6 protein-coding genes are annotated in these 6,213 nt (G+C 32.0%); all 6 read right to left on the minus strand.

Annotation, left to right across the window (positions count from 1 at the left end; genetic code table 11):
* Nucleotides 1-27: 27 nt before the first annotated feature.
* Entirely contained in the window at nucleotides 28-1,344 is a 1,317-nt protein-coding gene (locus RWO76_RS08625; RefSeq protein WP_314355235.1) for a beta-carotene 15,15'-monooxygenase, read from the minus strand.
* Between the two features lie 17 nt (nucleotides 1,345-1,361).
* Complete coding sequence (locus RWO76_RS08630; RefSeq protein WP_314355236.1) at nucleotides 1,362-2,093, minus strand: ABC transporter ATP-binding protein; 732 nt, start codon at nucleotides 2,091-2,093, stop codon at nucleotides 1,362-1,364.
* Nucleotides 2,094-2,450: 357 nt separating this feature from the next.
* A complete protein-coding gene (gene codY, locus RWO76_RS08635; RefSeq protein ID WP_314355237.1) occupies nucleotides 2,451-3,254 on the minus strand; it encodes a GTP-sensing pleiotropic transcriptional regulator CodY in 804 nt (267 codons plus the stop codon).
* A 15-nt stretch (nucleotides 3,255-3,269) separates the two neighbouring features.
* On the minus strand, nucleotides 3,270-4,676 hold the full coding sequence (gene hslU, locus RWO76_RS08640) for an ATP-dependent protease ATPase subunit HslU (RefSeq protein ID WP_314355238.1): 1,407 nt from the start codon (nucleotides 4,674-4,676) through the stop codon (nucleotides 3,270-3,272).
* 11 nt (nucleotides 4,677-4,687) lie between these two features.
* Nucleotides 4,688-5,215, minus strand: coding sequence for an HslVU peptidase proteolytic subunit (hslV, locus tag RWO76_RS08645; RefSeq protein WP_006702671.1), 528 nt, complete (start codon nucleotides 5,213-5,215; stop codon nucleotides 4,688-4,690).
* 11 nt (nucleotides 5,216-5,226) lie between these two features.
* On the minus strand, nucleotides 5,227-6,168 hold the full coding sequence (gene xerC, locus RWO76_RS08650; RefSeq protein ID WP_314355239.1) for a tyrosine recombinase XerC: 942 nt from the start codon (nucleotides 6,166-6,168) through the stop codon (nucleotides 5,227-5,229).
* Nucleotides 6,169-6,213: the final 45 nt, after the last annotated feature.

The following is a 6,213-nucleotide window of genomic DNA, read 5'->3' on the forward strand; positions in this document are numbered from 1 at the left end:
TCTTTTTGAATCAGTAACTATTCCAATTTATCTATCTTGAAATAAATAAAATCCCTTTGTAATACTATAAAAAATAACTAACAAAGAAATAATTATAAGGCTCGGTTGCCAGAAACCTGATATATCTACTAAACTACGGCCTAAAACTTGTCCAATAAAGCTTACTAAAATTAAAATTATTAAATTGAAAACTACTGATACTAATAAAATTAACACCGAATGTATTATTGCCTCGGCTATACGTATTTTAAAAAGTTGTAATCTTGACACTCCTAGTGTCTTTAACTGTTTAATGTCCTCAATATCTTTATTAGAAGATAAAATTGTAAGAGAAATAGAACTAGTAATAATCAGAATAATTGGAGCAGACAGATAAGCAATAAAGGAAGCTCTTGCTTCGTCTACACCGTTTGCTGTATTCATGAATGAATACATATTTTGGGTGTAAAGAATAAACCCAGAAATGAGAGTTACTCCCATGCTCATTGAAGTTTGTATACTCTTTAAATAGCTAGGATTGGATAGTAGATTCCAAAATCCTGTATTGATTACATAATTTTCAGTTGGAAACATCCTCATTAAAAATTTTATTAGAAACATTTGAATTGATGGAGATAGTGATTGAATAATAAGGATGTGAATAATTAATAAAAATAATATTATGCTTGACTGTTTTGCAATTATTTCTTTATTTCTAATAAAACCTGCTGAAACAATAAAACCTATACATAGTAGCCATAGTAATAAACTAACAGAGATATTAACGAAACCCATTACTGTGACTTTTCTTTTTTTCTTTTTTGGTTTTAATATTGATGATATTTTAAGTATTCGGCTTGAATAAAAGTAAGCCCCTATCCCGACAATTGTTGGGACTATAAAAACACTCAATAAAATTGATTGAATGTTGGCTGTGATAACTAAATCAGGTAACTCATCTCTTCCTAATAAATTTTGTAAAAATTTGTAGTAACTATCTGTCATTATAAATGAAAGTATTGTGCCAATACTACTAACAATCACTGCCATTAAATAAAACTGTCCAGCTACTAATAAAGATAGCTGAGTTCTGCTTGCGCCTAAGATAGCCCATAATTGGTAATCCTTTTTAAAGATATCTATAAGCAGTCTTATATTATTTGAAATAAGGAAAAATAGAGTAGTCCCGCCAAAAATAATTAGCATTTGAAAAAGTTGTGAAGCGTTAATATTTGCAGTCTTTATTGAACTAGCAATACCAAATAAAGATGTTCCAACAATCAGGCTAGATACAAATAGTAATGGTATTGTTCCTAACCATTGTCTTTTTGAGTACTGAAATTGGTAAATGATTAATTTTAGCATAATAAATCCTCCTCAAATTAATCTTTACTACTTTCAAGTGCTTGGTAGAGCTCATCAGCTGAAGGTTTAATAATTTGTCGAGATATTTTTCCGTCTTTTAAAATGAGTGCTCTGTCAGTTTTTGAAGCCAACTCAATATCATGAGTGACCATAAAAACACATTTTCCTTGACTCGCTAAATTACGAAGTGTTTCAAAAATAAGTTTTCTTGAGACGCTGTCCAGAGCTCCTGTTGGCTCATCAGCAAAAATAATTTTACTATCAGCTATTATTGCACGAGTAATAGCCACTTTTTGCTGTTCTCCACCTGATAAGGTAGCAACTAATGATGATAGTTCTGCTTTAAAATTCAAACTATCCAACATTTTTCTTACTTTATTGCTATCAACACTCTTTCCCGAAAGTCTCAGAGGAAGTGTAACATTTTCTAGTACAGGTAGAGCAGGTACTAGATTATAATTTTGAAAAATAATTGAAATATCTTGTCTTCTAAATTTAGCAAGCTTCCCTTCTTTTAAGGTGTAAGGATTTACACCATTGATAACAACTTCGCCACTTGTTGGTTCAGATAAACTTGATAAGCAACTTAGTAAAGTAGACTTTCCAGAACCGCTGACACCAAGTATTGATACAAAATCTCCATAATTGACAGATAAAGAAATATCTTTCAAAATAGAAACAGTTTTGTCTTGTCCTAACAAAAACTCTTTTGAAAGATTTGAGACTTTAACAGCTACATTATTACCCATAACAATTCCTCCTGATCCCATTGTCATCTTTGATTTAATTATACTATATTGGGTTGATGGGAAAATCCACCAATCCTATTTGACAAAGCGCCATTTAAACACGTAACAAAAGATAGGAATAAAAATCGTTTTGTAGTGAAAGTAATGAAAGCTAGCCCCTAGCTTTCATTACAGGTAAAATTCGAGACCAAGGCTCGAATTTTAGCCATGAGACTCGCTTGCGAGGCTGCTGGCGACCTCACAAACAAATAAGATTTTTCTACCTATCTTTTAACATTAATGGCGTTTTTCCACTATAAGTTTTAAATATACGTAAAATAGGAATAACCTATTTTTTGGTAAGTTATTCCTTTTTGTCTATAAATTAGCTAGTTCAGCATTCAACGCTTGGTGAATGTGTTGGTTCTTGATTCGTAAAAATGTTCCTTTTGTTCCTAAACTTCTACTCTCAAGTACCCCTGCAGATTCTAATTTACGAATCGCATTTACAATTACCGTACGTGTAATATCAAATTCTTTGGCAATTTTCAATGCAGTAAATCGTAATTCAATCCCATCAAATAATGATAAAATAATTTTAATGGCTTCAATTTCGCTATAAGAAAGAGATTTTAAAGCTAAATGAACATTTTGCTTTTCTCGATTTTCTTGTTCAATTCGTTTTGTTTGCCAGTGCAATAATTCTGTTCCAATTACAGTTGCAGCATGTTCTGCTAAAATCAAATCGCCTGCAGAAAATGACTCTTTAGCTTTTCCCATCACAACAAATCCTAAACGGTTCCCAGAAGCATAAATCGGAATAATCGTCGTTTTTGCTTCAAGATATTCCTGTTTTAATTCCACAGGAAAAATCGTTAATTCAGCATCTACTGATATATTTTCTAAATTTGTTTCAATAGAATTCAAAGCATTCATATAAAAATCAGGAAATTGTCTTGTTGAAACATATTCATGCATCCGAGCATTATTTAATTGAAAATGATCATGAACCCCTAAAATTCTACCTTCTGGTGATGCAATAAATAAATCTACTTTCAATAAAGTTCCTAATACACCACTTAAAGTATTAAATGGTAAATCAGCTTTTTCATCTAATGTCCATAAATTATCATATTGTAAAACCGTATTGATTTTTCTTAAATCTTTAAGTACTTGTTGCAATGCTCTCTCTCCTTCCTATAAAATATAACGACTTAAATCACGATCAGCTGTAATCGTATTTAATTTTGATTCCACATATTGCTCAGTAATTTGAATACTTCCCATTTGCATTTGAGGAGCTTCAAATAATAATTCTTCTAATAATGTTTCTAGAATAGTATGCAATCTTCTTGCACCAATATTTTCCATATTACTATTCACTTCAAACGCTGTTCTAGCAAGTGCTGAAACAGCTTCTTTTGTAAAGATAACTTCAACATTTTCAGTTGCTAATAATGCTTTATATTGTTTTAATAGTGCATTCTTAGGTTCTGTTAAAATACGTTCGAAATCATCTTTTGATAAATCTTGTAATTCCACACGAATTGGGAAACGACCTTGTAATTCAGGCATTAAATCGCTTGGTTTAGCAACATGGAAAGCTCCTGAAGCAATGAATAAAATATGATCTGTTTGAATGGTACCATATTTTGTTTGAACTTGGCTTCCTTCTACAATAGGTAAAATATCTCTTTGAACACCTTCTCTAGAAACTTCCCCGCCATTATGTCCTTTTGCAGCAATTTTATCAATCTCATCAATAAAAATAATTCCTGATGTTTCTGCTAGTTTTAATGCTTCAGCATGTACATCATCTTTATTGACTAATTGATCTGCTTCTTGTTCAGTTAAAATATCTAAAGCTTCTTCTACACTAACGGTACGTTTTGAACGTTTTTTAGGTGTCATTTGGTCTAACATGGATTGAATTTGCATCATTTGCTCCATTCCATTTGAATTGCCAGTCATACGTAATGGTTTTTCTTCTACTTCAATCGTAACTTCTTGATTTTTTAATAAACCATTTCTTAATTGTTGCTCAATTTCACGTCTTGATGCAGCAATTTCCTCTGTTACTTCTTCTTTTTCCTCTTGTGGTAGGTCTGTTTTTGGTAAGCCCATTGATTGGAATAAATTCATTAGAGAATCTTGTTGTGGATTTGCTACTTTTTTCATGATACCAGGTTTTAAAATTTTTGCTAATTTACGTACAGCCTTATCATAAGCTTGCGGACGTACATCTTCTTGCTTTTGTTTCTGAACTATACTAATCGCATTTTCAACTAAGTCACGAACCATTGATTCTACATCACGACCGACATAACCCACCTCTGTAAATTTAGTGGCTTCTACTTTAACAAATGGAGCATCGACTAATTTAGCTAAACGTCTCGCTAATTCTGTTTTCCCTACACCAGTTGGTCCAATCATTAATAAGTTTTTAGGCGTCACTTCTTTTTGCATTTCTTCATCTAATAATAATCGACGATAACGATTACGTAGAGCAACTGCTAAAGCACGTTTGGCACTAGCTTGACCTACAATAAATTGGTCTAATTCTTGTACGACCTCTCTAGGTGTCTTACTAATTTTTGAATTCATTTTCCCGTCTCCTATACTACTTCTGTAATAATTGCATCATTTGTATACACATCAATTTCTGAAGCAACTTTTAAACTTTCTCTTGCAATATCTTCTGCGCTTAAATTTTCATCCCCAAAACGTAATAAAGCTCTAGCAGCTGATAATGCAAAGTTCCCACCTGAACCAATTGTTAAAATCCCATCATCTGGCTCAATTACTTCACCAGTACCTGAAACTAATAATAATTGATCTTTATTCATTACAATCAGCATCGCTTCTAATTTTTGTAAGGTACGGTCAGTTCTCCATTGTTTTGCTAGTTCAATAGCTGCTCTTTGTAAATTCCCTTTAAATTGCTTTAATTGGTCTTCAAACATTTCTTCTAAAGTAATCGCATCTGCAACTCCACCAGCAAAACCAACAACGACTTCACCACCGAAAATACGTCTAATTTTTCTAGCGCTACCTTTCATAATAATTCTTTCACCCATGGTAATTTGACCGTCACCTGCTATAGCAGATTGATTTCCTTTTTTAACGGCACATATTGTTGTCATTTCAAAACCTCCTATGGTTTATGGTTAAATTTGGATGCATCAAAAGTATCTTCCTCTTGTTTTGCTCTTGGAAAATATAATTGATAATTTTGTTGCAAAGCATCTTTTGTGACATGTGTATAAATTTGAGTAGAACTTAAACTAACGTGTCCTAATAATTCTTGAACAGTCTTCATATCTGCTCCATTATTTAATAAATGAGTCGCAAAAGTATGTCGCAACATATGCGGATGAATTTTCAATTGTAATCCACTTTCTTGTAATAATTGATTTAAAATATAGCGAACACCTGTTGTTGTTATCGGATCACCTAGATGATTCACGAATACAGAAGCATGTTCTTTTTTATATTGGCTCATTAAAGAAGAACGACTTTCTTCTAAATAAAGCTGTAAAGCTTCTGTAGCAAAATCTCCGATTGGAACATAACGTTCTTTTGAACCTTTCCCAATGACCAAAATAACGCCATTTTTTAAATCTAATTGCTGTAAAGTTAATTCAGTTAATTCACTCACACGCATCCCTGTAGCATATAATACTTCAATTAACGCGCGATTACGTTGGTCTAAAGGCTGATTTCCATCAATGGAAACAATAAATTTTTCCATCTCATCTTCATAAAAAAATTCAGGAAGTCGTTTTTGTCCTTTTTTATAAGAAACACTCGCAAATGGATTTTCTTCAACAAGTTCATGTTCTAATAAGTATTGAAAGAACGAACGAAGGCTTGATAAGAAACGTGATATACTGGAACGGTTATATTGTTGTTGATGTAATTTTCCAAGATAAATTCTTACATCCACTGCTGTAACTTCTGATAATTGTGTTAATGGAATTTCTCTTAAAAAAATCAAAAATTGTTCAATATCTCGTTGATAGGCTTCGACTGTTTTCATCGAATATCTTCTTTCTACTTTTAAATATTGAATAAATGCATGAAATTGTTCTTCCATTTAACGACATCCTTTCTCCATATAAAACTGTAGCATAGTTTCTAA

Source organism: uncultured Granulicatella sp. (assembly GCF_963521425.1).
In the GTDB taxonomy this organism is placed as follows: domain Bacteria; phylum Bacillota; class Bacilli; order Lactobacillales; family Aerococcaceae; genus Granulicatella.